Below are 1,095 nucleotides of genomic sequence, written 5' to 3' on the forward strand. Positions count from 1 at the left end.
CGATCCGGATCGCGGTGGCGATGGTCGACGGGTCCTTCACGATCTCGCCGCGCACGATGGGCGCGGAGCCGGAGGCCTGGAAGCCCCACATCCGCGGCTTGTGCGTGGACAGGCCGTCCCCGGCGTACTCCGTGTAGCCCTTCCAGTACGCGGTGATGTTGCCCGCGTTGCCGACCGGGAGTACGTGGATGTCCGGGGCGTCGCCGAGCGCGTCGACGATCTCGAAGGCGGCGGTCTTCTGGCCCTCGATGCGCACCGGGTTGACCGAATTGACCAGCGCCACGGGGTAGTTGTCCGAGAGCGAGCGGGCCAGCGTCAGGCAGTCGTCGAAGTTTCCGTCGACCTGGAGGATCTTGGCGCCGTGGACGAGCGCCTGGCCCATCTTGCCGAGTGCGATCTTGCCCTGCGGTACGAGGACGGCGCAGACCATTCCGGCCCGTACCGCGTACGCGGCGGCGGAGGCGGAGGTATTGCCGGTGGAGGCGCAGATGACGGCCTGCGCACCCTCCTCCTTGGCCCGGGTGATGGCCATGGTCATACCGCGGTCCTTGAAGGACCCGGTGGGGTTGGCGCCCTCGACCTTGAGGTGCACCTCGCAGCCCGTGCGCTCGGAGAGGACCTGAGCGGGAACGAGCGGCGTGCCGCCCTCACGGAGCGTGACGACAGGCGTCGTGCTCGTGACCGGAAGACGGTCCCGGTACTCCTCGATGATGCCGCGCCACTGGTGGGTGCCCTTGGTGGTCATGGGTCCTTACTCCCCTTCAACACGCATGATGCTGGCGACACCGCGCACGGTGTCGAGCTTGCGCAGCGCCTCGACGGTCCCCGAAAGGGCGGCGTCGGGCGCGCGGTGGGTGACGACGACGAGGGAGGCCTCGCCGCCGTCCTGTTCGATGCCGGCTTCGTCGCCGCTGCTCGAATTCCGGCTCTGCTGGCGGACCGTGTCGATCGATACGCCCTGCTCGGCGAAGACCGTCGCCACCTGGGCGAGCACGCCCGGCTTGTCGGCCACGTCGAGGCTGATGTGGTACCGCGTGACGACGTCGCCCATGGGGCTCACCGGCAGACGCGTGTACGCGGACTCTCCGGGCCCGG

The 1,095-nt window shown here is 69.4% G+C and carries 2 protein-coding genes; both read right to left on the reverse strand.

The window, feature by feature from the left end:
* Window positions 1–745 (reverse strand): threonine synthase (thrC, locus tag JGS39_RS39960; protein ID WP_219574648.1); only part of this gene is annotated, 745 nt, incomplete at its 3' end.
* A 6-nt stretch (window positions 746–751) separates the two neighbouring features.
* The coding region (locus JGS39_RS39965) for an ACT domain-containing protein (RefSeq protein ID WP_219574649.1) at window positions 752–1,095 on the reverse strand (344 nt) is incomplete at its 5' end.

The sequence above is a fragment of the Streptomyces poriferorum genome, assembly GCF_019399235.1.
GTDB lineage: Bacteria > Actinomycetota > Actinomycetes > Streptomycetales > Streptomycetaceae > Streptomyces > Streptomyces poriferorum.